This window comes from Mucilaginibacter lutimaris, from assembly GCF_042676625.1.
In the GTDB taxonomy this organism is placed as follows: Bacteria; Bacteroidota; Bacteroidia; order Sphingobacteriales; family Sphingobacteriaceae; genus Mucilaginibacter; species Mucilaginibacter lutimaris.
In genome coordinates this window covers 60657-85292 of record NZ_JBHTIA010000009.1, presented here as the reverse complement: position 1 = coordinate 85292, position 24636 = coordinate 60657, and the positions used below count along the sequence as shown (strand labels likewise).

Sequence of the window (24636 nt, the reverse complement as noted above, 5' to 3'; positions counted from 1 at the left end):
GAAATGATTCATCTTCAAATTTTCAAATCATCAAATTAATCAATTATCTTTCCCATTAACGTTGCTGATGTACTGCGTTCTATCAGCACGTTTACATACTGGCCCGGTTTATAATTTTCGTTAACCGGGAAAATAACCATCGCGTTTTGATCGCTGCGGCCACAGTAGTCCTTATCCGATTTTTTGGATAGGCCTTCGATCAGCACTTTTTCTACCTTGCCTATACGTGCCTGCAAACGGTAGAACGAATACTCGCGTTGCTTATCTACAATTTGCGTTAGGCGGCGTTGTTTTACATCTTCAGGAACGTCATCCGCATAGCGTTTGGCCGCTAACGTACCCGGCCTTTCGCTGTATTTAAACATGTAGGCATAATCATATTTTACGTAATCCATCATGGTTACGGTATCATCATGTTCTTTGTCTGTTTCACTACAAAAACCTGTTATGATATCTGTAGAAATGGCGCAATCACCAATTATCCTGCGGATGGCATCCACACGGTTCATGTACCACTCGCGGTCGTAAGTACGGTTCATCATGTCCAGTATGCGGCTGTTCCCGCTTTGTACCGGTAGGTGTATATAGTTACAGATATTATCGTATTTGGCAATGGTTTCCAAAACCTCATCAGTAATATCTTTTGGATGCGATGTGGAGAAACGTACACGCAGATCGGGGCTTACCAATGCCACCATTTCCAAAAGATTGGCAAAGTTTACAGCCTCCTCTAAATCTCCCCCGATAGGGGAGACTTTTTGAACCGCGTTGTCAGAACCCTCTCCTTCGGAGAGGGCAGGGAGAGGCTTCCATTTGTAAGAATCCACATTTTGGCCCAAAAGCGTTACTTCTCGGTAGCCCTGGTCAAACAAAGCCCGGCACTCGGCTACAACAGAATACGCATCGCGGCTGCGTTCGCGTCCGCGGGTAAATGGCACCACGCAAAAGCTGCACATATTATCGCAGCCACGCATAATAGATACAAATGCATTTATGCCGTTGCTGTTTAAGCGTACCGGGTTAATGTCGGCATAAGTTTCTTCGCGGCTAAGCAAAACATTAACCGCTTTTTGGCCGCCATCAACCTGTTCTATCAGGTTCGGCAGATCGCGGTAAGCATCAGGGCCAACTACAACATCAACCAGTTTTTCTTCTTCTAAAAATTTGGCTTTTAAGCGCTCGGCCATACAACCCAATACGCCTACCACCATACCGGGGTTTTTAGCCTTTGCCCAGGCAAATTCTTTGAGACGGTTACGAACGCGGGTCTCGGCGTTCTCGCGTATAGAGCAGGTGTTAATAAAAACCACATCGGCATTTTTAAAATCTGATGTAGTTTCGAATCCCTTCTCGGCTAATATCGATGCTACTATCTCGCTGTCAGAGAAATTCATGGCACAGCCATAGCTTTCTATATAAAGCTTACGGCCATTATGTTTACCAACAGGCTCTAATACTAAAGCCTCGCCCTGCCTGCTCTCATCATGCACTTTATCCGGTATAAGCAAATCCATTGTCATCTAAAAAATTGAACCGCAAAAATACAATTTTTTATATAATGAAATGACAGTTTGTCAGCGTTTAACAATTTTGATTTTTTGTTGTTGTAAGATACAGAAGCCACCGATCGGTTGCTTACATAAATAATAAGCAAACCAATAATGGCAACTAACATATTAAAATACCGCTGGCTAAAAATATTACTTATAGTAATAGGCTCATTAGCAATTATTACTGTTGTATTGGCTTTATGCATTAACAGCATACTTGCACCCAAGCTATCCGCCAAGCTTAAAGAAGCTGTTTTAAAAGGAACAGATAGCCTCTATACCATCAATTACAGCGACCTTGACCTGAACGTATTACAAGGCAGGGCCGTGTTATATGATTTAACTTTTAAAGCCGATACCGCCGTTTACCATCAAATGAAAAAACGCGGCACTGCCCCGGGCCAACTTTACGAACTACATGTAAAGCGACTGGCGATATCCGGAGCCCATGCATTTGAACTTTACTTTAAAAAGAAACTTAACATTGGCCGCGTTACACTCAATTCGCCCGAAATAGCTATTAATAAATATCTGCAGAAACCCGATACTGCTAAGAAAGATAAACGCACAATTTATCAGAAGCTATCTAAAAGCCTTAAGCTGATACATGTTGGCGAAATATTGCTTACAGATATTAATTACAAGCAGCGCGACTATACCGGGCCAAAAGCTGCCCTATCGCAGTTAAGGGAGATGGATGTAAAAGCTACTGACCTGCTGATAGATTCGGCCACGCAAAAAGATACCACGCGTTTTTTATATTGTAAGGATGTGACCACCCAGCTAAAAAACTACAGCAGCAAATCGGCCGATGGGTTGTATACGTTTAAAGTAAAAACGGTTAAACTATCAACGCAAACCAAAAAACTTACTGTAAGGGGGGTAAACTTACAGCCGGTAGATCACAACGTATTTTTTCAGAAAAGCAAAGCGGACCGTTTTACTGTGCGCATAGATTCGGTACAGTTTAATAATTTCGATTACATAACTTACCAGAAAGAGCAATCGCTGGATGTTAAACGTGTGGTGATGGCTAATGGCTTTTTTGAAGTTTATAGTAATTATAACGGCAAACTGCAAACCACCGACAGGCTGGTGACCTTTCCGCATTGGGCCATACGCCATGCCATAAAAGCTGCTGTAAATGTTGATACGCTCGACCTGAAACATTTCGAGGTGAATTACAAGCAGCTCAATAAAAAACCTATGAAAACGGGTGTGGTGATATTCAACAATATCTCGGCCCGTTTACGCAACCTCACTAATAACAAAGCGGCACTTGCCAAAAACAACATTGCAACTGCTAGCGTCACCAGTTATTTTATGGGCAAGGGTAAACTAAATCTATCTTTTAATTTTAACCTTAACGATGCCAATTATAAGTATAATTATAAAGGGCACCTTGGGCCAATGGATATTGCAGCAGCCAACCCTGCAACCATGCCCTTAGCTATGGTTAAGATCACATCTGGCAGGGTGAAAAGCCTCGACTTTAATTTCGGCAGCACACAAAAAACATCTACAGGCACGGTAAACTTTTTATATAGCGATTTGAAAGTTGATGTACTTAGGAAGGATGATGATAAAGGATACAGCAAAAAGTCCATTATATCGGTACTGGCAAATTCTATAATTATTAAACACGATAACCCCGACGATGGTAAGACCGCACCACGCACCGCCAAAGTAGTATTTATACGCCCGGCAAATTTCCCTTTCTTCAAAACCGTTTGGCTTTCTGTATTAAACGGTATCAAAGCCTGCGCCGGTGTTGGCGAGGCAAAAGAAAAAGGCAAAAAAGAAGACGCCGAAAAATTGAAAGAAGACCAGGAGAAACGCTTAAAAAAAGCCAAGGAGAAGAAAGAGGACGAGGATAAAAAGTTTAAAGAGAAGATGAAGGGTAAGAAGAATTAAATGACTATCATATAATCGCTGGACCATGTTATGGCTCTTGTTAAAACGATTGCAAGAGGAATAAAAATCTTGCGCTCGTCTGTGACAAGTGCTTAATATGGTTTTACGTTTGCAACGTAAAACCCCGTATTTAATATATCATATCCAATAAGCCGCCCTTGTAAAAACATCAATCCAATCAACAATTGTAAACGTCACAAAATACTTCTTCAAGATCCCTAACTTTATATTGATGCGACATAGGAATAAAAATAATAATTGTCGCGATATAATCGCTAAACCATGTTAAGCACTCGTCAAAGACGAGCGCAAGACTAAGGGAAAGAAAAGTTAATAATACCTCGTAATTATTGCAACAGCAACTTCAAATTAATACCAAAATTAGTGAACGAGGTATTAAACGATTGTGACGTGTAGGGCTTAGTAATGTTGCTATCGTAAAACAAATTGAGGTTAAAGCGCTGGTTTATCACATAATCTATAGCCGGCCGAAGCGTAATATTTTTAGCGCCCGACGATACTTCGGCAGCGGCTACATCGGCACGGTAAATAAGGGTTTTGTTATCGCGCACGGCAACGTCAAGCTTAAAGTTAATGTCATTGTTATCGCGGTTGCCGGTACCAAATAAGCCCCACGGCATCCTGAAATTTTTAGGGCGGTAACCAAAGCCAAACACTAATATATTTTCGTCCTGCTGGGCAAGCTGGCTGTTTAGCAAGCTTAAGTTTAACGAGCGGGTTTTGCGGTACTCAAAATTAGCTGTCATGCTGTTCTTGAACCTCACATCGGCCCCTAACAGAGGCACAAACTGCTCAAATATAGCCACCTGCGAAAACTGATAAAAGGGCAGGAAATCGTTATTAAAATCGCGCGAGCTAACGGCATTGTTATTTTCCTGGTATTGCAGCAAGGTGGTAAAGCTACTTACGTTATATGATGAGCGGTAACCATGCTTAAGGTCAAACGAATCGAACAGGTCGGCAAAGAATGGCATTTTACCCAGGCCCGCGTAAGAAATTTGCCAGTTAGGAATCGGGATCCTGGGGAACTGGCTGGTGCTTGATGATCCGGCATCCTTACCCGAGTATGCCGCCAAAAACGCCGGTACCAAAACATTTTGGGCGTTAGGCCCGTAACCATCGGCATAGCCATTTGCTGCCCCACCTGAATTTGGATTGGTAACACCAAGCCGCTGCGATATTACAGCCCGGTTATCCAAAAACTTCTGGTAAGTGGGCGATCTGCCGGTAACGCCTCCCGATTTGGCGAACGCCGTACCAAGCGAAAAGAAAGAGATACTATAAGTGCCGGTTGTTACCGGGCTCAGGTTCTCGATACTATTGGTTGACGCCAGGTATTTAAAATTGCTTTGGTAGTTTTTATCTTGTGTTTTAAACGCTATCAACTCTATCCGAAGATCAGATACAGGCTCAATAATGCTCCGCAGGCGGATGTCCTCGTTAAACGATTTTACATACAGTTGGTTCTGCAAGGTATCGGTAGTTATCCAGCCGTTGGCTATAGCACGAGGGCGCAGATCGGCCTGGCTGCCTATTAAAAAGCCTAAGCCCGGGGCATCGTAAGTAAAGTCCTGCCCAAAGAAATTCGATTTAGGCAAATACCCGGGCAGGAAAGTACCTTCGGTACGGGTATAGGTGCCGCTTACACTTTTAATACCGGTTAACAACCCCATAAAGAACTTGGCCGCCCCTGTTTTTTCGTTCCTTCCTTTGCGCAAACCGCTAAACTTATTGTAAAAGTTAGAAAAGTTAAGGTTGGGGTTGAATTGTATGGTACGCGCGTTCTGGATGCTGTTCCCCACATCATAGCTTGGGTTATTTATAGCAAACTCGGGTTGGCTTTGCCAGTTAAAGTTGGTACTATAGCGCACGGTTAAAGCCGTCCAGTCTAAACCGGGCAGCTTATTTACCGGCGCTGTCCAGTTTAAATTAATGGTGTGGTTATAATTGGTGGTGCGGCCCAGTTTCCAAAGGTTTTCCCAAAGGGTATCCCGCTTTAAGCCGTTAATGCGTCCGGCGGGTTCATCCACAACAGACAGGTTTGTGGCATCAATATCCAGCGTTAAAGATTTGGAAAGGTTCCACCCTATACCATAAACACGGGTAATATTAAAGTTTTTGTTGAAAGATGTTGGGATGGGTATAAAGTTGTTAGGATCGTTGTTACGTAGCGTATTCTCTGAGTAAAACCGGTCGAAATTAATGCTGAAATTTAGCCTCGACGGCAGGATGCTGAAATTAAAGTCGCGCGCCAGGGCCAACAGGTTGCTCTTAATGATCTTGGCAAACGGCGTGTAGTACTTAGGATCTTTATTGTAATTATAATTAAGTGCTACCCTGTAGGTTTTTGAAAAATCATTCTCAACATTAAAATCGTGGTGCTGATATTCGGTGTAAGCATAGGTAGCCGCGAAGTTTTCAATATCCCATACATGCACAGGCGCCGAAGGATCGGTGCGCTCTTTATGTACATTGGTGAAGTTGATGCTTTTACGGGTAGTAAAATCTTGGGTAACATTCTTTATCGAGTCGCGCGCTTTATTATCCGGTGCCGCGGCAAGCGATTTTTTCAGTTCTACGTCGGGCGATCCCGGGTCATATTGCGGGGTACTTACCTGGGTAGAGATATTTACATAAGCAGGTATGCGGATCCCGCTCTTCTCCGGGAAAAACTTACCCAGCTCTATACTTGCAGATGCATCTATGGCCTGGTTATCGCTCCGGTTACGGTCGCTCACCCTCGAATCCAGCGTACCAAAACCAATAGTACTTTTTGTACCCGATACGGTAATGTTCGCAAAGTCGGCCAGTGCGGCATCAACTCTTGCCGTAGCGGCCCAGCCACCACGCTGGTCAAAATCGGTAAGGCGCAATTCATCAAACCAAACGGTGCCCGTTTTATTTAAGCCATCATCGCCGGGCAGCCCGCCGGGTTTGTAGGGGTTGCGCACACCAAGCATAATGGTACGCAGGCGGCTCAGGTCGGGCTGGCCTTTAATAGTTACTTTATTTCTGCCATCGGTGTACACAAATGGCACCGTAAACGGCCAGGGCTGCCCGTTTAACTTGGCGTTATTGCGGGCAAGTTTTGCATCTATCAAAACAGAAAGCTGCAGGTCCAACTCGTTTACCGCCGGCCAAATACTTCCCGGGTCGCGGGTGCCGGGCTGGGTTACAGCCAACGGCACTTCGTATTCGTAATAATTGTCCTGGTAGTCCACACCTAAACGTACAAAACCATTCAGGTCGTTATCTCTCAGCTGCTCGCCCTCGGCGTGAATAAACATCTGGATACGCTTATACGACCGCAGGTCATTAAAGAAGGTGCGGAACGCCGCCCTCGAGTAACCATCGCGCAGGTTATTAACGTTTAACGATAGCGATTGCTCGTTAAGCTTGGTATCGGTTTGCAGGTTGTTATAGTTACGCTGGCGGTTAATGCCCGGCGGCACCACATAAGGTATTGGCGTACGGTTACCATTTTCCTCGATGTTTACGGCCTGCACGTCTAATGTAGAGCCATCAATAACGGGGCTGATAATGGCGGGGTCGGCAATTACGTTTTGCGGGTTATTTTCGGCGTTAAAGGTACGCCATTCGCCCCTTACCAGTTGCAGGGTAGCAAAACGCAGTATGGAGGTATCGGCAAAGTTTGTCATGAACATCCGCATAAAACGGATAGCCTTAAAATCCTGAATGTTACCAACCTTGCTTTGATACTCGGTTATTGGCACCCTAAACTGGTACCAGGTAACAGCCTGTGTTGTGCCATTTGGCAGTTTTATGTTAGATGTAATTTTATCATTAATAAAGTTTTGGCCAACAACCATGTCTTGCGGGCGGATAGACACACGGTACTGGAAATACTCGTCTGTTTGGCTCATATTGTTATCGCGGTTAATATCCTCACCATCCGGCAAAGATGTTGAGGCCGAGGTTTGGATGCCAAGTTCGGCTTGAGATTGCTCTGCTGTTTTTGAATTACCATCGGTACCGTTATAACGGCTATAACGCTCTAAAATACCGGCATTGGCCTGGTCAAGCGCAGCGCCCTGGTAATACTGGTAATTATCTGATGATGGGTCGTTTGATAAAACGGTTGCGGCCTGCGGACTTAATACGCCCTGTGCCTGTTGTACTATCGGGGCAAATTTGGCTTTCTCGTCGTTATCGTTCAACCCATCTAAACCCACATCCTGCAACCTGCGCGAATCAGGGTTGTTATCAAAAGCGTTAACAACCGGTTGTAATTTTGATACCCTTCCCCAAACGGTTTCGTCAACATTGGCGGCGCTGGCCGCGTCAACAGGCAGGCTGTTTTCTAAGCTTTTACGGCCGTCCTTCAAAATATCTTCAGATACGCTGCCCAGGTTGAAATAAAGGTCGCCACCTGCAGAGCTGGGTTTATAAATGAACGGGTCTAACATCCAAAATTCTATGTAACCCACGTTCAGCGATTCAAAATCGTTTGTCTCCAGCTTACGGAACATACCGCCCCAGCGTACTTTAGGGTTTTGTAGGGTGCCATCGTTATTTATACCTGTGGTAGTGTAGTTATAAGGCCCACGTACATTGGGGTAAAATACCATGTTAAGCGTAGAAAGGCTTAACGGCTGACCCGTGGTTGATTGCTTGTACGGGAACACCTCCTGCTCAATTACCTGCCTTACGTAGTGGTTAGACAATTCGCTGCGCGATACCGGGATGGTGCCCGAACTGGTATAAAATATGGGGTCGATGTTAAAGAAAGAAAGGCGGGCGCGGTTAAAACCGTAGCTTAAGTCGTTAAAGGCATCGCTCTCGGCAAACATCTGCGGTGTGCCCGAAATTTGCCAGTTTATAGAACTTTTAATATCAATTACCGAGCGGCTGTTCTCAAAATCGTCCAGGTAGGACGTTCCATTTTTAGACCCTGCGAAGTTTAAAGCTCCCGGGCTGCCGGGCATTAGCTTGGCAAACTCCCCGCTAAAGTTAATGGTTGACGGCGCCTTGGTATTGATGAACGGGATCTTATCAACCAGGCGGGTTAAAAAGCGCGATTGTGTGCTGTAATTGGCATCAAGCCCCCAAATAGTGTTAGAGATAGATTCTTCGCCAACAATTTCATTTTGGGTTATGGGCTGCTCGCTAAGGTGCATAATGGTACCTCCCAGCAATAACTTATCACTGGCGTGGTAATCAAACCTCGACCCGAACAATGATTTTTGTTGTACGCCAAAAAGCTCGTTATTCTCTAATTTAACGTTAATGCTTTGGCCCGATGCAAGCAGGGCCTGGTTAAGTATACGGATGCGGCCCGCGCTGTAATCAATAGTGTAATCGGCACCTTCCTGTAATTTAACCGACCCGGCAGTTACTACAACGGACCCTTGCGGAACATTCACAGCATTCAGTTGATACTCCGACCCGCTTTGGGCGGTATAAGTTCCTTTTATTAAATACCTGTTCAGTTTAGGGAAAAATTGCTGCGCTATGGTTTTGGTAGAGTCATACAACGGTTGGTAAACATACCGTGCAGCAAGGTCGGGTTCGCTGGCGGTAAATTGCCGGGCCAGATCGCTGCCAAATGGCTCAACCACCGGGAACATAATACGCCCCTGTTGCGAATCAATAGTTATCCCTTCTAAAAAGTCGAAATACCCATCCGGGCGTTTATCATTTTGCTGGTCTAAATTATCTACACTCGTAATTTGCATCCACCGTTTGCCTTTGGTGTTTGCCCCCTCATCCATAATAGTTTTTTCGATGCCCGATTTATCATCCAAACGCGAAATATTAAGCCTGAAGTTTGTAGAACTTATTTGGCCTGCACCAAGCGAATAGATGTTTTTCATCATCAGGTCCCAGGTTGGCAGGTTAGGTTTCAGCAGCTCGTTCTTTAATAACTTGGTATATAAAACTGTTGGGGTGTTGGGGTCAACGGCCCTGTCGCTGCTAAACTCACCCACCTGGTACTGCACACCATTTACCGAATATTGGTAAGCCACTGCCAACACCTCGTCGTTGTTTAAAGGGTAATTTAAAGAGATGTAACCCAATTGCGGGTGCAAGGTAAATTCCCTGTCGGTTAGTTTACGCGCGTAAGTAAGTTTGGCATAGTTATCCGTAGCGCCGGTACCCCTAAAGTATGATGCTACATCATTAGAGTTGGTTGTGCGCGCGCCCGGCGGCAGGTTATTTAATAATGAGTTGGATTGTTGCGTAAAGCCCGGGCCTTTAAAGCCGGCCGGTAAACCGCTAAAGCCCGGGCCACCCTGTATTAAGGTAGTGTTATAGGGCCTGTTCTCACCCAGGTCCAAAAAGGCCAGTATATCGCGCGAGTCGGTAGTTACGTTGGTACGGTTTGTTGTCCAAACTTCTATTTTAGTAATATTTACATTGGAACTGATAATAGGAATATTGGCCAACGCCTTGTTATAGTTGTTACGAAAATACTGCGAAAGGAAGAAGTGTTTATTGCCTTCGTAATCGGCAGCCGTAATATTTATGTTTTGCTGCTGGGTACCATTGGTGATAGTAATATTTTTTGATTGCGAGCGCTGTTGCGAGAAAATGCTGGTTACATCAAGCTTACCAAACTTTAGCTTTGTTTTAACACCAAATAATGCCTGGCTGCCCGATATTAATGTAGTATTTAAAGGCATGCTAACTGTACCTGCCTCAATTTTTTGAATGATCTCGTCGGGGTGGCCGGTATAGTCCAGTTTTATCTGGTTCTCGAATTGGAACTGCGCTTCGGTATTATAATTAGTGGTGATCTTTAGCTTATCACCTATCTCACCGGTAACATTCAGCTGTATCCTTTGGTCGAAATTAAAATTGAACTGGTTACGCTGGCGGGTATTGAACAAAGGGTTCTCGTTCTTGTTGACCTGCCCTGCCAGTATCACCTCTGCCGACCCTTGCGGGCGGATATTGATGTTTGAGCTGCCAAATATCTGTTCGAAAGTTTTGCTCCGCACCTTCATTTGCGGGATAAAGCCGGGCTTTTCAGACTCGATGTTATAATTGTCTGATAGCTGCTTAAAGTACTCGCGTTTTACACCGCGCTGCTGTAATAACAAATACTCGCCAAAGGTTAAATACTGCGGGGCGCGGTAAAGCAGGTTACCCACCCGCTCATATAAAATGTATTTATTGGTGGCAGCATCATATTCTACTGTGCGTACAAGGTTTGGCGGGTCAACAAAAAATATACCCGAGCGTTCCCTTTTGCTATGTGGTTCGGCAAGGTTTATAGGGCCCGGGCGTATGCCTGTATCTACCCTTAAAGCAGGGGTAGTGGTGGCCGTGGTTTTAGGTACTTGCTGCCCGGCCCGCTGTGGCTGTTGCGCGGTGGGTTGTTGCTGCTGGCCAGGGATATTTTGACCGGGGATCTGCGTGCCCTGCTGGTTGCCCTGGTTTTGTGGCATTACCGGCCTTGATATTGGTGTTTGCTGGGCAAACACCCTCCCCATTCCACTTAAAGCAGATACAAATAGTATAACTACAAAAAGTTTAAAGGTAAATTTTTTAATCAAGTGGTGTAATTTATTGCAAGGTAATTATAAGCTTTTTAGCGCAGATTTAATGAGTTGTTCCACAGTTAACACACCTGTATTTTTACTTATTTCCTGGTCTAAAACTTTTTCTGCAACATTACGAACAAATCCAAGCATTACAAGGGCAGAAAGGGCTTCATCTTTTGCCGTTTTTAACCCTGGCATTACCGTTAATGTATCCGGGCCTTCTTTTTTAAGCTTGTCCTGCAGCTCTAATATTACGCGTTGGGCCGATTTAGGGCCAATGCCTTTTATCCTTTGGATAGCCGCTACATTACCCTGCACAATAGCCGCCTGGATCTCGGCCGGGGTGATAGACGATAGCATCATGCGCCCGGTATTTGGCCCGATGCCCGATATAGATATCAGGTGCATAAAAAGCCTGCGTTCGCCCTCGGTAGCAAAGCCGTAGAGTGTATGCGCATCTTCTTTAACATGCATCCATATATAAAGCTTACACCGTTCGCCTTCGGGTAGCTGGCCGTAGGTATTTAATGATATATTGACGTGATAGCCTACCCCTCCGGCATCAATTACCACATGTGCGCCACCCCTAAAAACTAATCTGCCATCAATATAATCGTACATGGGTTATTACTTTTTAGCTTTTGATGGTTTTGCTTCGGCGCATTTAACCTGCGCATCAATAACGGCAATGGTTACCATGTTCACAATTTCGCGAACCGAGCTACCCAGCTGTAGCACATGAACCGGCTTTTTCATACCAAGTAATATTGGGCCCACCGCTTCGGCACCACCTATTTCCTGTAACAGTTTATAGGCGATGTTACCTGACGCTAAACCCGGGAAGATCAGCGTATTTGCAGGCTTGCCATTCAATACCGAGAAGCCGAAGTTATCGGCAAGTAGTTCGGAATTAAGCGCAAAGTTGGCCTGCATCTCGCCATCTACAACTATCTCCGGATATTTCTCATGCAGGATACGTACTGTTTCCCTTGTTTTTTCTGGTATTTCGCCGCCGTTAGAACCAAAGTTTGAATAGGATAATACGGCGATGCGCGGCTTAATATTAAGTTGTTTGATAGAGCGGTCCATCAACACGGTAATATCCACCAGTTCCTGCGCGGTTGGGTTGATATTTACGGTTGTATCCCCAAAAAATACCGGCCCCTTTTCGGTGATCATCAGGTACATACCTGCAACACGGTTTACGCTTGCCTCGGTACCAATAATTTGCAGGGCGGGTTTAATGGTAGTGGCATAATCTTTAGTTAGGCCCGAGATCAAAGCGTCGGCCTCGCCAAAGTGTACCATACACGCGCCAAAGTAGTTGCGGTCTACCATCAGCTTTTTAGCTTCGAACAAAGTTACCCCCTTGCGCTGGCGTTTTTTAAACAGGAACTGGGCAAACTCCAGTGAGCGCTCGGTTTCTACTTTAGGGTCTATGATCTGTACATCCTCAAGGTCAAGCTCATTCTCGCTCATGATCTCGCGAATACGCTCGGCATTACCCAAAAGTATTGGAGTAGCAATGCCTTCGTCTTTTACAATTTGGGCTGCGCGTAATATTTTATAGGTATCGGCCTCGGCAAATACTACTCGTTTTGGCGCTTGCTTGGCTTTATTCGTCAGATCGCGCAGCAACTTGTTGTTTGTACCCAGGCGCGATAATAGTTCTTCGTTATACGCGTCCCAGTCGGTAATGGTTTTACGCGCCACACCCGACTCGATAGCCGCCCTCGCGACCGCCGAAGAAACCTCGGTGATTAAGCGCTGATCCATTGGTTTGGGGATGATGTAATCGCGCCCAAACTTAAGGTTAGTAATATTATATGCTAAGTTTACAGCTTCGGGTACCGGTTTTTTAGCCATTTCGGCAATGGCCTTTACCGCGGCAATTTTCATTTCTTCGTTTATGGCGGTAGCCCTCACATCCAGCGCACCGCGGAAGATGTATGGGAAGCCTAATACGTTGTTCACCTGGTTAGGGAAGTCGGACCGGCCTGTTGCCATAATAATATCCTTACGGGCGGCAATTGCCAGGTCATAACTTATTTCGGGCTCGGGATTGGCCATCGCGAAAACGATTGGGTTTTTAGCCATGCTCACCAGCATAGCAGGGGTAACCACATTACCCGCCGAAAGGCCAACAAACACATCCGCGTTTTTCATGGCATCGGCAAGGTTGGTAATATCCTTACGGTTGGTGGCAAATTGCAGGCGCATTTCGTCAAGATCGGTACGCTCGGGTGTTAGCAACCCGTTGATGTCAAACATCACCAGGTTCTCTTTTTTAACACCAAGCGAAAGGTACATTTTGGTACATGATACCGCCGCCGCACCGGCGCCGTTCACCACCATTTTTATTTTATCAAGCTTTTTGCCCTGTATCTCGCAGGCGTTCATTAGCGCCGCGCCCGATATAATAGCCGTACCATGCTGGTCATCGTGCATCACCGGGATCTTCATTTCGGCTTTAAGCCTGCTCTCGATCTCAAAACAGGTTGGGGCCGATATATCCTCGAGGTTTACACCCCCAAAAGTTGGCTCCAACGCTTTTACTATATTTACAAATTCATCAACCGTTTTAGCATTTATCTCCAGATCGAATACATCTATATCCGCGTAGATCTTAAATAACAGGCCCTTACCTTCCATAACCGGTTTGCTCGCTTCGGGGCCAATATTACCCAGGCCAAGCACCGCGGTACCGTTACTTATAACGGCCACAAGGTTACCTTTTGCAGTATATTTATATACATCCTCCACATTATCGGCTATGCGCAGGCAAGGTTCGGCTACACCCGGGGAGTATGCTAATGTTAAGTCGCGCTGAGAGTTGGTAGGCTTTGTGGGCACTACCTGTATTTTGCCGGGACGGCCTTTTGAGTGATAGTTTAAGGCGTCCTGTTTACGATTTGGTTTATTCATGGTCTTCTCAAAAATTCAAGCGCTCAAAATTACGATTACTTTTCCTGAACTATCTAATAAAAAAAGCCCGGCCTCGAAATGCATCAAAACCGGGCTTCATTAAAGATCTGTTTATCCCCTGCCTATATTAACGATTAATCCCGGTAATAGCGGCAGTGTTGTATTGGTACCTAAATTTTTATTCCATTGCAGCAGGTCGCCAATTTTAACATTGTATTTAGCCGCTATATTTGCAAGGGTATCCCCCTTTTTTGTAATATGGACAGCCGGCACAACGCCACTTGCAGCAGACGTAGTTGCAGCCGATGGCTGAACAGGTGTTGCTATAGCAACGTACTGTATAGGTTTAGGTGTACGGATGGGCGCCGACAGATCGGCGATGGCATCACGTAAAATAGATTGCCTTTCCTCGTTTACTACTGGTATTACAATTTTGCGCGGAACAGCCGCCGTACCATTAACCAACTGCTGGCGATACGAAGGGTTTAACGTACAAATATCTTTCAGGGTCATCCCCAGGGCCTGGGCTACACGGCTTAGCGATACAAATTTATTTACCATTATGGTATCGGTAACAATTGCCAGGTCGCTGGTTTGTGGTACAATATAATGGTACTTGTGATACTTCATCACATAATTTATGGCGATGAATGCAGGCACATAGCCACGTGTTTCGGCAGGCAGCAATTCTCTTATGGACCAATAATCATGTGTACCGGTTTTCTCCAGCGCATGCTGTACATTGCTTTTGCCGCAATTATATGACGCTATGGCTAAAAGCCAGTCGCCAAATTGCTGGTAGGCATCTTTCAGGTATTCGGCCGCCGCGTTACTGGCTCGTACAGGGTCGCGGCGTTCATCAACATAATCGGTCATGGCAAGGCCGTAGATCTTAGCCGTTTCGGACATGAACTGCCATGGGCCGGCGGCGCCAACCCTCGAAATAGCGTTTGGATTTAGCGCCGACTCCACTATAGACAGGTATTTGATCTCATCCGGAATACCCGCTTCCATAAAAGCTTTTTCGTAAATAGGGAAGTAATATTTAGACAGACCCATCATGCGCCCCATCTCATCTTTACGCCTAACGTAGTTATCAATGTATGCCTGTACGTAGCCGTTATAATCTAACTGCACTTCCTTTTGAATGGTATCAAGGCGGCGTTTTATAATATTGTTTTGGTAGATAGATACCGGGGCCTGTATCACCGGGAGCAATACATTGGTATCCTGCTGAACCATCTCTGCCTCATTGTAAAATGCGGCTTTGGTATTTGCTTTAACTACTTGTATAAATAATGCACAAATAATAAAAGTAAACAGTTTCTTCATATTTTCGGGTGGCTATCCGTACGGATAGCCTTAGAATTATTTACTAATATATAAAATTTCTATAGTTGCAGGAAATATTCCGAGAAATTTAACAACTCCTGCTCACCAAAACTTTTGGTTAATAATTGTAACCCTAACGGCAAACCTTTTCCGTTATTGCCCGCCGGTAATGATATGGCCGGCATTCCAGAAAGCGAAGCCTGCACCGTAAAAATATCATGGAGATAAGTTACAACGGGGTCTTTTTCTTTCAGGCCAAGTGCAAACGCAGGCTCGGGCGCGGTTGGGGTTAGTATAAAGTCGAACTCTTTTAGTATTTCGTTGGTTTTATCCTGTATCAACCTGCGTACTTTTTGCGCTTTAGCATAATAGGCATCGTAGTACCCGGCGCTCAGCACGAATGTGCCCAGCATAATACGGCGCTTAACCTCTTTACCAAACCCTTCGGAACGGCTCAATTTATAAGTCGATTCCAGGTCTGTAGCATTGGGGCTACGATAGCCGTAATGCACACCATCGTAACGTGCAAGGTTTGATGAGGCCTCCGCCATAGCCAGTATGTAGTAGGTTGGCACCAGGTAATCTAACAGTTCAAAGGAGATGGGCTTAACCGTATGCCCATCGGCACGTAGTTTATCGATATATTGTGTAAGTGTGGCTTTAACATCAGCATCCACGCCGGGGCTTGATAAAGCCTCCTGCATGTAAGCTATCTTCTTTTTATCGTTTTCCTTTTTAAGGTTTTTTGCCTCGGGCACCGGTTGCTGAGATAATGTACCGTCAAACTCATCGGCGCCTGCTAAAACCTCCAATAATAGCGCAGCATCTGCAACCGACTTTGTGATTGGGCCAACCTGGTCAAAAGACGAAGCATAGCTAATAACACCGTGGCGCGAAATACGGCCATAAGTTGGCTTTAAACCAATTACCCCGCAAAATGCAGCAGGCTGCCTAACAGAGCCACCTGTATCTGTACCAATAGCGGCATGGCACATACCGGCCTGTACCGCTACTGCCGAGCCACCTGACGAACCACCAGATACACGCGTTGCATCCGCATAGTTTTTTACCGGGCCAAAAAACGAATTTTCGTTAGCGGCGCCCATGGCAAATTCATCGCAGTTGGCACGGCCTATAATAACGGCGTCCTCGGCCAGCAGGCGCTCAACTACGGTTGATGAATATATAGAAGTAAAATTCTCTAAAATTTTAGATGAGGCGGTTACTTTATGCCCCTTATAGCAAATATTATCTTTAATAGCTATAACCATACCTGCCAGTTTACCGGCGGTACCGTTAGCTATTTTCGCATCAATTTCTTTTGCTGCAGTAAGCGCTTCGGTATCAAAAACCTCGTTAAAAACGTTTAGATGCGCGTTTTGCTTTATTTGCTGAAGGTAGCCTTTTACAAGGCTTTCAGTTGAGATCTCCCCACTTTGCAACCCGCTCTTGATTTGGGTGTAAGCGGTATAGTTTTTAGCCATGGGCCTAAAATATAAAACTTATCTGTTGAAGCATAGAAATTTCAACAGATAAGTTTGTCTGGACCCGGGTTAACCGGATTAAATAATTCCCGAAATGATACCTAATCTAATTCATCAGGATATTGAAATTCCAATATCCTGTATATTCAGACTCGGTAGTTAGCAGAAAATTAAACCTTTGGCTTATCTTCTGTTGTAGTGTTTGTGTTTGCAGTGGTTTCGCCATTTTGCGCGTCTTTAAATTCTTTAACGCCACGGCCTAAACCTTTCATTAGTTCGGGAATTTTTTTCCCTCCGAACATAATTAATATTGCAACGATGATCAAAATGATCTCTGGTGCGCCTAATCCACCCATGATTTTTAAGTTTTATGTAATGTTAATATTTTTGTTGTTATTTATGTTCTTCTTCAGCTTTGGTTAAGTTGATCGTAGTAGCCTGTTCTGCATCTGGTCCGGGCTTAGCTATCGCGTCGTGCTCAAATGTAGCATCTTCTGCAATTTCTTTTGTTGTTATGGCATCATCTGCAGGCCCCGCGCTTGATGGCGCGCCGTGGCCCCTAAACGCCGGGATAGTACCCGCTACCGGCTCATAACCATACTCCGGCACTTCCTCTGTAGCGGTTTCGTCCTCAGTTTTCACCTCCTCAACAGCAGCCTGCACTTCAGCAACTTTTTCGGGCCTTTTTTCTTCGTAATTGTTTATCTGGTTATTTATCTCGCGTTTAACATCTTCTGATGCATCCTTAAAATCGCGAATGCCTTTTCCTAACCCTCGTGCTATTTCAGGTAATTTTTTACCACCAAAAAGCAATAACGCGGCAAAAACGATCACCACCATTTCCCCGCTACCTATATTTAAGAATAATAGAACTGTATTTAACATCGCATTAATTTAAGATTACAAATATACACAATTACGTATTGCACGAGATTAAAAATCAATTAGGAGCGAGCCACTGCCGGGGGTCGTTAAAAACCTTACCTTTTGAAAGTGTAAATATAGTAGTGGCGTCTCCTGTTGACGGATCGAGCGCTACTGTACCTATATTTTGCTTGGTGCTTACCTTTTGGCCCCTGCTTACGTTAACTGTACGTAAGTTTTGGTAGGCTGTAAAGTACTCGCCATGTTTTATTACCACTAAATATGTGCCGCTTATATCCATTATGGTAACCACTTCCCCTTCAAACACCGCCCTCACGGCTGCACCTGTGTTTGTCCGTATTTCGTAACCGTTACTTTCATTACGGATGCCATCATCGGTGTATGTACCAAAACCATGCACTAACTGCCCCGCGGCAACCGGCCACGGCAGGCGGCCCCTGTTCCCTAAAAAGTCGTTACTCAATTTAGCTGCTTCAGGGGTAGAGTTTAGGATCTCGCTGTTTGTTGAGGCTTTGGTTATCGGTTTTTTAACCGGTGCGGCCACCTCGCGGTTTTCGGCTTTGGCTTTTGCTGCTGCTATCCTGGCAGCTTCCCTTGCTTCGGCCTCGGCCCTGCGCTTAGCTTCCTCTACCTCGCGCCTAATGGCGTTTAATATCTCCTGTTTATTACGGGCCAGCCTCTTCTGCACATCGCGCTGCTGTTGTTTTAGCTCGCCCTGATGTTTACTCAGGTCGGTAATTACTTTTACCTGGTTATTTTTGGCTTTCCCTAACTCTTCTTTCTCTTTTTCCTGGCTTTGCAGCAGGTTATTTTTTTCTTTTTTGTTTTTATCCAGTTCAACAATTTTTACATGCAGATCTTTCTGGGTGCCCTGTATATAACCAGCCTGACGTTCGCGGTAGGTGCCAAACTGCTGTAAATACTTTAAACGCCTGTAGGCCTGGTTAAAGTCTTTTGCTGCAAAAATAAACATCAGCTTATTGTAGGCGCTTTGGTTGCGGTAGGCAAACAGCACCATGCCCGCATATTCTTTTTTTAACTGGTCTAACTGGCTTTGTAAACTACGTACGGTATTATTGCTCTCAGAGATTTGATTATCTAAATTTCTTACCTCGGCATTAATGTTGGTTATCTTCTCTTCGCGCAGGTTTATTTGCGCCTTAAGTATGTTTAGCTGTTTTAAAGATACCTTTTTATTATTTTTTGTTTCATCATACTCGCGGTTTAACTGCTCCAGTTCATCGGTCAATTTATCGCGCCTGCGTTTTAGTTCGGCACTGCTTTGTGCAAAAACGCCCGAGGCTGCAAGCATCAAAACAAAAAATAATGCGGCTCTAAAAAATTTCATCCACCAAAAATATAATTTAATTAGCAGGTTCGTAACTTTTTGGGATACTAAAAGGATATTCGAGCGCCTTATCAAACTCGGCCTGTGTGTACCGCAGGTTCACCTGGATCTTTTTGTCGCCCGCGGTAGATGAAATATCTATTTGTGAAGGTATTACCCTGTTATCGGCCTGTATAAACACTTTGTTTGCAACTTGTAACGAAGGCCCGCCAAACTTATTATTATTTAAATTGGTTTGCGTAACCTTCATATCCGGCCCAAGCAGCAATTTATAAAGCAAATCTTCAAGCGTGCCGCTAAGTATGGTATTACTACCCTCGGTCTGGAAATCTGCCGTAGTGTTCAATAACTCGGGCATGGCATTACCTACCAGCAGCGATTGTATGGTTTTGAAATTTATTTGCCTGCTGGCATAGGTATAAACATAACTAAAGGGCTTTTTAAGGTACACACTTTGCAGGCGGTTAACTACAATGATACTATCGGGTGTGATATGCGCGCGGGCTACCTCAATGCCTATAATGGCGGTTACCGAGATCCAGATCTTTTGATCTCTCGCTATGCGGATGTTCAGCGTAACATCGTTACTGTTACCGTTAATATCCAGCTTGGTTTTTGCCTTGCCGGAAAATGTGTTGAACGATACCTGCTTCGATCTGATAGCAGCCAGCCTGGCTTTTATGCTGTTTTCTTTACTAAGAGCGGCATAATCTACCGTGGTGGTGGGGCGGTTAACAACAACCAGTTTTTTAGATTTACAGGCAACAAGCGCTACAAGGCAAAAAACAACAGCTATTTTATTCAAAATATTTTTTCTCATTTATCTTACGGTCTAATACCGGCGATTTTGCACCCTGCATTTTTGCTTTGGCCCAGTTTTGTACCGCGGCATTGGTATCACCCAGCAAAAACAGGATATCGCCATAATGTTCTGTTTTAACGGCGCTATCGCCTTTATCATGTATGAGCGATTTTTCTATCCAAAGTTTAGCTTCTGCGTATTTTTTCTGTTTAAATAGTATCCAGGCATAAGTGTCTTCAAACGATGCTGTATTGGGCTGCAAATCGTTACTATGTTTGGACATTAGCCCAGCGCTTTCTAAACGCTCATTCCTTAACGACAAATAGTAGGCGTAATTGTTCAGCGTAAAAGCATTATCGGGGTTTATGGCTATCGCTTTTTCATAAGCGTTGTCTGATGCTTTATGATCATTTACAGAATGATAACAATCGCCAAGTGCCGAATATCCCTGACTAAGCAGGTCTTTATCCTGCGTTTCTAACGACACGGCATTTTTAAGGTAACTGATGGCCTTGTTATACTCGCGTTTTTGCTGCCATGCTACACCCACCATATAATTCATCCAGGATTGATTGGGGAATAACGACAGCGAGTTTTCACCATCTTTAATTGCAGCATCAATATCATTCTCGCCAAGGTCAATCCTCACTAATTGCTCCTGCACATTATAAGCCTGGTTATCTAAACTAACCGCTTTTTTATAAGCAGTTTTGGCCTCCGCAACTTTCTCACTTTGCAATAGCATGTCGCCGTACATGGCATAGGCCTTGCTATTGGCGGGGTGTGCTACTGTTAAGATACGGCTTAGCTCTAACGCGCTGGCCCTGGCGTTAGGCTCCGGAAATTTTGGTACATAGCCTAAAATGATCCGTATTTTCTGTTCAATGTCCAGATCCGGGACAGCGAAGGCGATCTCCAGCTCATCGTAACTGGCTTCGGGTTTATTTTGCTCGCGGTAAATATCGGCCAGGGCCAAATGGATCACACCATTCTGCGGGTCAATTGCTTTAGCTTTTTGCAGTATAGCCAGCGCTTTATCATTTAAGCCGTTAGAGTTGTATATTTCGGCCTGCATCAGATGATATTTCACCTGGTTAGGGTTAGCCGCTATCAATTCATCTAACGCGGACGCAGCCTTTTTTACATCACCCTGCCGCAGGTACACCTTTTGGCGGTTAAGCAGTAATTCCTCGTTTGGGCCATCCAGTTGTTCAATCTTATCATAAAGTTTTAAGGCCTCATCATACCTCTTTTGCAAAAACATGGCGTTAGCCTTATCATAGTAATAATCGGATTTATCGGGGTTAAGGCGGATAAGTTCATTAAAAACATTTTCCAGCTTGTTAATGTCGTTATTCTTTTCGTATGTACCGGCAAGCGCTATCCAGTACCATTCGTTATTGGGGTTAACCGTAACAGCGCGCTCTAAAAAGTTTTGCTGGGCGGCTACATTATTTTGGGCTTTCTCCAGGTTAGCAAGCTCAAACATGGTAGCGTCGTTAGCCGGATCTATTTGCAGGATGCGGTTAAAAAGTTCGGCAGCCAGTTTTGGGTTATCCACCGTTTTTTCGCGCAGGGCCGAAAAGAACAGTTGTTTAACCATGCCACTATCGGCATTGGTCATGGGGCGCCCGGCAATAATAATAGCAGAATTACCTTTGGCAGGTTTGCTTTGCGCGAAACCGCCAATAGCTATCCCTGTTAATAAAATAAATGCCGCCGCTTTTTTCATGCCGATGCTATTACCTGTTAAATATAGCTTTTAGTTCGTTGCGTTCATTGTATAATGCGCCCAAACCGAACAAAATAAGCAAACCATTGCCTATAAATATATTACGTTGAAATACGTAGAAAGATAAGTAAACGAGCAATGCTGAAGTTAAAATATAAACCAGGTTCTTTTTTAGATTGTATGGGATTGGATAATTTTTTTGGCCCCAGATGTAAGACATAATCATCATACCCGTGTAAGCCGCGAACGAAACCCACGCCGATGCCATATAACTATACTTAGGAATGAAGATAACGTTTAGCACAATGGTTAATAAGGCACCTATGCCGGATATGTATAAGCCATATTTAGTTTGATCGGATAGTTTATACCACACAGATAAATTCATGTATACTCCAAGGCTTATATAGCCGAACAGTAGCGGTGGTACAACATCAAGCCCAACCCAGTAAGTACGGTTACGTACGTAGTATTTCAAGATCTCGATATTGGCTATTACGCCTAAAAATATAATGCAAACCGTTATCACAAAATAATCCATGATACGCGCATAGGTTTGGCCGGAGTTCTTGTTTTTTGCATGACTAAAGAAGAAAGGCTCGGCCCCTAAACGGAACGCCTGTACAAAAATGCTTAAGAAAATAGAGATCTTAGCACAACCCGAATAGACACCAACATCATGCTCGCTTATATTTGCAGGGAGCAGTTTACCCAGCAAAAGCTTATCGAGGTTCTCATTAATAATGTATGACAGGTTGGCGACAAGAATAGGCCAACTATAAAGAAGCATTTCGGCAAACATGGCTTTGTCAAACTTAATTTGCAGTTGCAGCAATTGTGGCAATAAAAGCACAAGGGTAACCAAACTTGCCACAACATTTGAAAGGAATACGTAACCTATCCATCCGGGCACAAACCATTGCCTTATCCAGTCGCTGCCCGCCAATTCGTGCTTTAACCAAAATGGCAGTCCCCAAATAAATACCAGGTTAAGGCCCAGCATCACCACTATATTCACTATTTTGATGCTGCCGTATTTAATGGGCCGTCCATCTGCACGCAACTTGGCAAACGGAATAGTACACCAGGCATCCAGCACCAATATGGCTATAAAGTATTTGATAAAGGTTTGAAACTCGGCCTGCGGGGTATCCTTCCCTATTTTTATAAAGCCCGCTATTACATGGGTAAAAGGAACACTGAACAGCAGGAAAACTACGGATAATACAAAAACTACCCAAAAGCCGTTGTTGTAAACCTGTCTTTTATTAGCCCCTTCCTTATTAAGGTAACGGAAAAAAGTAGTTTCCATACCAAAAGAAAGTACCGCATTTAACAATGCGGCATAACTAAACATGGTTGTAAAAATACCGTAAACCGAAGGTTTGTACGCCGAGGTATAAATTGGTGTTAATAACGAGGCAAGCAACCGTTGTGCTATTGTGGTAACACCATACAGTGCCGTTTGCCCGGCAAACTTTTTAGCTGTTGACAATTAAGAAAGGATAAATGATTTATAAACGCTTTTTAACTATCTCAAAATTACGATAGTTTTTTAATTCGCCTTCATGCGCCTCAACGCTGTCTACAATGGCGTGTTCGGCGCCTTCGTGGCACCACTCTAAAAACATCTCCATCATTGTATCATCGGCTTCGGCAGCTATAAATACATCGCCATTGGGTTCGTTACTTACAAAACCGCGTACGCCAAGCTGGTTGGCAACGGCTTTGGCACCCGCTCTAAAAGATACGCCCTGCACTTTCCCCTTAACCGTAATATCCAAATGTTTCATTATTGGTGGATGATTGATCTGTAATTAATGAATGATTTAACGTAAACGCACTCATTTACTATTTGTTGGATGCAAATTAACTCAATCCAATGTAATCAACCTAAACTAATGTAACATCAAACCAATTTTTTAACCCTGGTATCGGGTGTAAGTTTAACCCCATCCATGCCGGTAAGTAAGTTAAGCCCGGGGGTTTTGCCCACTTCAATAGTTCCCTTTTCATTATCTATGCCTAAAAATTTCGCCCCGTTTATAGTTCCCCATTCCAGCAGGGTATCAATACTTAAGCTTGGGAAATTTTGCTGAAGCGTACGCATTTCGCTTAAAATGCAAAGCTTATCGTTTGATGCAAGACTATCGGTACCCAACGTTATGTTTAGCCCCTGGTTTACAAAAAGGTCTACCTTAGGCAGCCGCTTTTCTATATACAGGTTTGCATTAGGGCAAAAACACCAGTTTATCTTACGATCGAACCGTTTAATAAAGTAAATATCTTTCAGGTTGGTGCATGTATTGTGTACCAGTAATATCTTTTGCCTGTTAGTTAATAACGGTATGATAGATTGCAGCGAATTACGTGCCTGCGGGCGAAAGTAGCCAATATCGACCCCAAGATGTTTATACAGATCAATAAACCCACCCAGTTTATAGCGGTAAAACTTGTTTTCGTCCTCGCACTCCTGGTTATGAATGCTTAACAGGTTTGTACCTGCATCACTGTGCTTTTTTATCAGTTTAAAAAGCTCTTTAGATACCGAGTAAGGTGCGTGCGCGGTTATTGATGTTGATTGGGGTTTAAACCCTTCTGCAATTTCAAGCGCTTTTTCAAAAAGTTCGTCGGCCTTATCGGGCAAAAAGCCCAGTATCTCAATAAAAGTATGGTAGTAAAGTTTGCTTTTAGCCTTAAGGGGTGCAGTAAGAATGTTGTTAGAAATATCGCCAACTGCCACTATACCATTGTCATACATTTCCCGGTCTGCAGCCTCGGCAGCGGCAATTACTTCTGCTTCATCCGCAGTTCTGAAAGATAAAATGTCTTTTATGAAATCAATTAAACCGCCGCCTGCCGCAATGCGATCTTTCATGTGCGAAAGCTCGGTATGGCAATGGGTATTTATAAATCCCGGCACAATAATGCCGCTAACTTCTTCGAGAGGGGTGTCTGATGCTTGGGGGTGGTTGTCGTTGGTAACAGAAATGATCTTTCCGTTATCATCCACAGTAACAATTCCATTCTTTATCGGATCGGCACAAACAGTATAAACGTAATCGGCTTTAAAACTTTTCATTAAATATAACTTAGCATCAGCAATGTTTTTTTTAAAACCCAATCCCTATAGTA

At 44.2% G+C, this 24636-nt stretch carries 15 protein-coding genes; 1 reads left to right on the top strand and 14 read right to left on the bottom strand.

All coding sequences use genetic code 11. The features are described 5' to 3' along the window. Nucleotides 1-35 precede the first annotated feature (35 nt). Complete coding sequence (locus ACFQZI_RS13025) at nucleotides 36-1514, bottom strand: MiaB/RimO family radical SAM methylthiotransferase (RefSeq protein WP_377143097.1); 1479 nt, start codon at nucleotides 1512-1514, stop codon at nucleotides 36-38. A 147-nt stretch (nucleotides 1515-1661) separates the two neighbouring features. Between ACFQZI_RS13025 and ACFQZI_RS13020 the strand changes: the two genes are divergently transcribed. After that, nucleotides 1662-3464: a hypothetical protein gene (locus ACFQZI_RS13020; protein ID WP_377143096.1), complete on the top strand. Its 1803-nt coding sequence runs from the start codon at nucleotides 1662-1664 to the stop codon at nucleotides 3462-3464. A gap of 347 nt (nucleotides 3465-3811) precedes the next feature. Here ACFQZI_RS13020 and sov read toward each other — a convergent pair whose 3' ends face one another. The 13 genes from sov to ACFQZI_RS12955 form a co-directional block, all read right to left on the bottom strand. Further along, complete coding sequence (gene sov, locus ACFQZI_RS13015; RefSeq protein ID WP_377143094.1) at nucleotides 3812-11005, bottom strand: T9SS outer membrane translocon Sov/SprA; 7194 nt, start codon at nucleotides 11003-11005, stop codon at nucleotides 3812-3814. A gap of 24 nt (nucleotides 11006-11029) precedes the next feature. Further along, nucleotides 11030-11614: a Holliday junction branch migration protein RuvA gene (gene ruvA, locus ACFQZI_RS13010; protein ID WP_377143092.1), complete on the bottom strand. Its 585-nt coding sequence runs from the start codon at nucleotides 11612-11614 to the stop codon at nucleotides 11030-11032. A gap of 6 nt (nucleotides 11615-11620) precedes the next feature. After that, nucleotides 11621-13918: an NADP-dependent malic enzyme gene (locus ACFQZI_RS13005; RefSeq protein WP_377143090.1), complete on the bottom strand. Its 2298-nt coding sequence runs from the start codon at nucleotides 13916-13918 to the stop codon at nucleotides 11621-11623. A gap of 111 nt (nucleotides 13919-14029) precedes the next feature. Next, nucleotides 14030-15250, bottom strand: a complete 1221-nt coding sequence (locus ACFQZI_RS13000) for a lytic transglycosylase domain-containing protein (RefSeq protein WP_377143089.1) — start codon at nucleotides 15248-15250, stop codon at nucleotides 14030-14032. 59 nt (nucleotides 15251-15309) lie between these two features. Continuing rightward, entirely contained in the window at nucleotides 15310-16734 is a 1425-nt protein-coding gene (gene gatA / locus ACFQZI_RS12995; RefSeq protein WP_377143087.1) for an Asp-tRNA(Asn)/Glu-tRNA(Gln) amidotransferase subunit GatA, read from the bottom strand. Between the two features lie 170 nt (nucleotides 16735-16904). Then, entirely contained in the window at nucleotides 16905-17090 is a 186-nt protein-coding gene (gene tatA, locus ACFQZI_RS12990) for a twin-arginine translocase TatA/TatE family subunit (protein ID WP_377143085.1), read from the bottom strand. Between the two features lie 37 nt (nucleotides 17091-17127). Next, complete coding sequence (locus ACFQZI_RS12985; protein WP_377143083.1) at nucleotides 17128-17619, bottom strand: twin-arginine translocase TatA/TatE family subunit; 492 nt, start codon at nucleotides 17617-17619, stop codon at nucleotides 17128-17130. Between the two features lie 55 nt (nucleotides 17620-17674). Continuing rightward, the gene (locus tag ACFQZI_RS12980; protein WP_377143081.1) at nucleotides 17675-18967 is read right to left on the bottom strand and encodes a murein hydrolase activator EnvC family protein; all 1293 of its coding nucleotides are present in this window, start codon (nucleotides 18965-18967) and stop codon (nucleotides 17675-17677) included. A gap of 16 nt (nucleotides 18968-18983) precedes the next feature. Beyond that, nucleotides 18984-19787 carry a DUF4292 domain-containing protein gene (locus ACFQZI_RS12975; RefSeq protein ID WP_377143079.1) on the bottom strand — a complete coding sequence of 268 codons (804 nt, stop codon included), beginning with the start codon at nucleotides 19785-19787 and terminating at the stop codon, nucleotides 18984-18986. Then, complete coding sequence (locus ACFQZI_RS12970) at nucleotides 19765-21501, bottom strand: tetratricopeptide repeat protein (protein ID WP_377143077.1); 1737 nt, start codon at nucleotides 21499-21501, stop codon at nucleotides 19765-19767. Before ACFQZI_RS12970 ends, ACFQZI_RS12975 begins: the two co-directional genes overlap by 23 nt. 10 nt (nucleotides 21502-21511) lie before the next feature. Further along, nucleotides 21512-22996 (bottom strand): oligosaccharide flippase family protein, encoded by a 1485-nt coding sequence (locus tag ACFQZI_RS12965; RefSeq protein WP_377143075.1) that lies wholly within the window; start codon nucleotides 22994-22996, stop codon nucleotides 21512-21514. A 19-nt stretch (nucleotides 22997-23015) separates the two neighbouring features. After that, the gene (locus tag ACFQZI_RS12960; RefSeq protein ID WP_377143073.1) at nucleotides 23016-23294 is read right to left on the bottom strand and encodes an acylphosphatase; all 279 of its coding nucleotides are present in this window, start codon (nucleotides 23292-23294) and stop codon (nucleotides 23016-23018) included. Between the two features lie 116 nt (nucleotides 23295-23410). Next, complete coding sequence (locus ACFQZI_RS12955; protein ID WP_377143071.1) at nucleotides 23411-24583, bottom strand: amidohydrolase family protein; 1173 nt, start codon at nucleotides 24581-24583, stop codon at nucleotides 23411-23413. Nucleotides 24584-24636: the final 53 nt, after the last annotated feature.

Bases quoted from the DNA above. Each gene is read 5' to 3' on its own strand.
- ACFQZI_RS13025 (WP_377143097.1), bottom strand. From the start codon at position 1,514: ATGGATTTGCTTATACCGGATAAAGTGCATGATGAGAGCAGGCAGGGC.
- ACFQZI_RS13020 (WP_377143096.1), top strand. From the start codon at position 1,662: ATGGCAACTAACATATTAAAATACCGCTGGCTAAAAATATTACTTATA.
- ruvA (WP_377143092.1), bottom strand. From the start codon at position 11,614: ATGTACGATTATATTGATGGCAGATTAGTTTTTAGGGGTGGCGCACAT.
- ACFQZI_RS13005 (WP_377143090.1), bottom strand. From the start codon at position 13,918: ATGAATAAACCAAATCGTAAACAGGACGCCTTAAACTATCACTCAAAA.
- ACFQZI_RS13000 (WP_377143089.1), bottom strand. From the start codon at position 15,250: ATGAAGAAACTGTTTACTTTTATTATTTGTGCATTATTTATACAAGTA.
- gatA (WP_377143087.1), bottom strand. From the start codon at position 16,734: ATGGCTAAAAACTATACCGCTTACACCCAAATCAAGAGCGGGTTGCAA.
- tatA (WP_377143085.1), bottom strand. From the start codon at position 17,090: ATGGGTGGATTAGGCGCACCAGAGATCATTTTGATCATCGTTGCAATA.
- ACFQZI_RS12985 (WP_377143083.1), bottom strand. From the start codon at position 17,619: ATGTTAAATACAGTTCTATTATTCTTAAATATAGGTAGCGGGGAAATG.
- ACFQZI_RS12980 (WP_377143081.1), bottom strand. From the start codon at position 18,967: ATGAAATTTTTTAGAGCCGCATTATTTTTTGTTTTGATGCTTGCAGCC.
- ACFQZI_RS12975 (WP_377143079.1), bottom strand. From the start codon at position 19,787: ATGAGAAAAAATATTTTGAATAAAATAGCTGTTGTTTTTTGCCTTGTA.
- ACFQZI_RS12970 (WP_377143077.1), bottom strand. From the start codon at position 21,501: ATGAAAAAAGCGGCGGCATTTATTTTATTAACAGGGATAGCTATTGGC.
- ACFQZI_RS12960 (WP_377143073.1), bottom strand. From the start codon at position 23,294: ATGAAACATTTGGATATTACGGTTAAGGGGAAAGTGCAGGGCGTATCT.
- ACFQZI_RS12955 (WP_377143071.1), bottom strand. From the start codon at position 24,583: ATGAAAAGTTTTAAAGCCGATTACGTTTATACTGTTTGTGCCGATCCG.